Annotated in this window: 3 protein-coding genes; all 3 read right to left on the reverse strand. The window is 69.7% G+C overall.

The genetic code is table 11. The features are described from left to right. Nucleotides 1-267 precede the first annotated feature (267 nt). A complete protein-coding gene (locus OXU42_18755; GenBank protein MDE0031426.1) occupies nucleotides 268-1,026 on the reverse strand; it encodes a toprim domain-containing protein in 759 nt (252 codons plus the stop codon). A gap of 106 nt (nucleotides 1,027-1,132) precedes the next feature. Next, nucleotides 1,133-1,834, reverse strand: coding sequence for an IS21-like element helper ATPase IstB (istB, locus tag OXU42_18760; protein ID MDE0031427.1), 702 nt, complete (start codon nucleotides 1,832-1,834; stop codon nucleotides 1,133-1,135). Beyond that, a partial coding sequence (locus tag OXU42_18765; GenBank protein ID MDE0031428.1) for an IS21 family transposase occupies nucleotides 1,831-2,628 on the reverse strand: 798 nt, incomplete at its 5' end. The genes istB and OXU42_18765, both read right to left, overlap by 4 nt.

Genomic DNA, 2,628 nt, shown 5'->3' on the forward strand with positions numbered 1-2,628 from the left:
TGTTGTCGGTTTTTCAGAAACGCGGAATTCTGTGTGGTTTTGCGCGGTTTTTGATGTTGTCGTGCTGTTCTGGTGAGCGTGACGGTGATCGGACCGGTGTTGGTCGCCGTGGATGGTCCCGCCCCGGGCGGTTTTTCTTCCTGTCGGCGTTTTCTGCAGAGGCTTTTCGGGTGTTGGGGACGAGAGCCGGCCGGCGCGACGGGTGCGTGGGTGGACGGTTTCGGCGGGTTTCGGCCTCGGTGTTGGCCTCGCCGGGCGGGTTTCCGCTCAGGCCCTGACGACGTCGTTCCAGTCCATGGTGTCGGGGGGTCGTCGTCTTTCGAGGGTGACGGTGTCGGGCAGGACGACGGATTTGCGGATGGCTTCGGCTTGCCGGTCTCCGGCCGCGTCACCGTCCTGCGCGAGAACCAGGGCGTCGAGGTTCGGGAGCGCGTGTGCGGCGTGCTGGATCTGCTCGCATTGGGTTCGTGACGGCGCGCCTGCGGTTGAGAGGAAGGCCCGGTCGGCCGGGCATTGGTCGATCTGGGCGAGGCTGAGGGCGTCGAGCGCGCTTTCCGTGACGACGAGCGCCCGCAGGGCCGCGGCTGTCGTGGCGGTGTGGATGGCGAACAGGGCGCGTGTTCCGCCGGTTGCGAAGCGCCGCGGCCCGTCGGGGGGCGCGATCTCGAACCCGGTGAGCGTGCGATGCCGGTCGCGGTGGGCGAACAGGACCCGTCCGTCCCGGTCGCAGCGGATCGGCGGGCGGCTGGTTTGCAGCGTGGGCCCGGTGATGCCGCGCCCGATCAGCCAGGGCGGCGCGGGATGGGGGGTCGCCGCCTGCCAGAGATTCCGGAAGGATGGGGGGCCCTGCGCGGCGGCCCGGGGCTCGGCGAACCGGGCGCGGATGTCGGCGAAGGAGAGCCCGCGGTTGATCATGAAGTCGATGATGGTCCCGTTGTCGTCGTTGTCCTGTGTGTTGAAGTAGACCCAGTGTCCGTTGCCGAGCCGCTTGAGGACGAGCTTGGGCTGTCCCTCGGCCCGCAACACGGGACAGTTGCGGGTCGAGGCCCCGGGATCCCGCGTATAGCCCCACTGGGCGGCGATGGTGTCGAACGGCCTGCGTTTGAGGGCATCGAAGTCGACACGCGGGCGATCAGGTCCCGGAATGTCGCAGCCTCCAGGAGTCGCCGTCGATGGTGATGACGGTGGCCTTGTGCGTCAGGCGGTCGACGGCGGCGGCGATGCCGGCGGCGCTGGGGAAGACCCGGTCCCACTGTCCGAAGCCGAGGGATGTCGTGACCAGGGTGGAGCGTCTGCGGTAGCGCCGCGCGATGATGGTGTAGAGGATGTCGGCGAGGCGGCTGTCGAGATGGACGTAGCCGATTTCGTCGAGGATGAGGAGGCGGGGGCGGGCGAGCACGGTGAGGCGGTGCAGAAGTGCCTGCCGGCTGTCGAGCGCGGCGAGGTCCGCGAGCAGGCCGGGCGCGGTCTCGAACCGCACGGTGTGGCCGCGCAGGAGGGCCTGGTGGGCGATGTTGGCGGCGATCATGGTCTTTCCGGTTCCCTGTCCGCCGACGAGCACGGCATTGTCGGCACGGCTGATGAACTCGAGCGTCATCAGCGTCCTGACGGCCTCGCGGTCGATGTGGCGCGGCCATGTCCAGTCGAAGTCGGCCAGGGGGGTGAAGGCCGGGAGCCGGGCCGCGGCGCGGCGGCGTTCGAAGCTGCGGGCGCGTCGCTCGCGCTCCTCGTGGGTGATGAGATCCTCGAGCCAGTCGGCTTCGGCGATCTCGCCCCAGCGGGCGAGCAGGCCATGCAGGCCGAGAGCGCCGGCGCGGGCCTTGAGCGCGGTCATTCCGGTGTCCCTTTCGTCGTGGCGCGGTCATAGGCGTCGAGGCCGGTCGAGCGCGGGGTCGTGAGGCCGGCATCGGTTCCGAGTTCCACAGGCAGCCGCTGGCGGGCGCCGTGGCCGGTCTCGAGAATGCGGATGACCGTGTTGGAATGGGGCGAGCCGCGCTCCAGCGCGAGGCCGATGGCCCGGTCGAGTTCATCGGCGCCGTGCCGGTCGAGCCGGCGTGTGAGCGTTTGCGCGATCATCGCGACGTTGTCGTTGCGCGCGCCGGCGGCGGCGAGGAGGTCCTGCGCCCGGGGGACGGCCCGGATCAGCCGGTCCCGCATTCCCATGGTCCGGCCGTGCCGCTTGCCGGCGATGAGCGCCTTGACATGGGCGGGGTCCTCGACCCGGGCCTTTCTGTCCCAGGAACGATTGTGGACCGCGACCTCGCTCTCCCCGTCGAGGATGCGGATCCGCTCGGGGGAGGCCAGGACGGTGAGCGTGGCGCCGACATGCCCGGGCGGCACGCTGTAGTCATTTCCGTCGAAGCGGGCATAAGGGGTCTTTCCGATCCGCACCGGGCAGACCGCGTCGGTCGGGAAGGGCACGTCGGGCAGCGGCATCAGCAGCTTGCGCTCCCGGGCGAAGGCGTCCCCGACCGTGATGCCGTCATCCTCCGGCCACGGGCGCTCGAGGGCCGGTCCGAGACACCAGGCGCGGGCGTCGGCGTTGAGTTCGTCAAGCGGGGTGTTGATGTCGCGCCCGGTCATGAATGCCGAGCGGACAAAACGTATGTTCCTCTCGACGCGTCCCTT

The organism is Deltaproteobacteria bacterium (genome assembly GCA_028818775.1).
Taxonomy (GTDB): Bacteria; Desulfobacterota; Binatia; order UBA9968; family JAJDTQ01; genus JAJDTQ01.

Excerpts from the sequence above, each read along its gene's own strand:
- istB (MDE0031427.1), bottom strand. The coding sequence starts at position 1,834 with ATGACCGCGCTCAAGGCCCGCGCCGGCGCTCTCGGCCTGCATGGCCTG.